Source organism: Olsenella uli, assembly GCF_016899935.1.
In the GTDB taxonomy this organism is placed as follows: Bacteria; Actinomycetota; Coriobacteriia; order Coriobacteriales; family Atopobiaceae; genus Thermophilibacter; species Thermophilibacter uli_B.
Map to the genome: position 1 here is coordinate 1 of NZ_JACJJK010000078.1, position 252 is coordinate 252.

General features: G+C 52.8%; 1 protein-coding gene. It reads right to left on the reverse strand.

What is annotated here, in order from left to right; genetic code table 11:
• Positions 1–200, reverse strand: a 200-nt coding sequence (locus H6A07_RS09905) for a hypothetical protein (RefSeq protein ID WP_204814749.1), incomplete at its 3' end; no start/stop codon positions are given.
• Positions 201–252: the final 52 nt, after the last annotated feature.

Sequence of the window (252 nt, forward strand, 5' to 3'; positions counted from 1 at the left end):
GTGTCGGCTGGCTCATTGCCGGCTATGACAGCGTCGTCAGGACGTCCTGAATATGTCTTGCGCTCATCAAACTCGTCCTCGTTAAAATCGCGGCCCTCTTCCTTTGCTTTCTTGCGGGCCTCTTCCTTTGCCTTCTTGGCGGCATTCTCCTTTGCTGACTCCATGGCAAACTTCTTTGCCTTGATTTCGTCCTCGGTCATCTTGACTTTCCGCCTGAATCCGAAGCTGTACCTGTGCGAGAAGAATACGTGC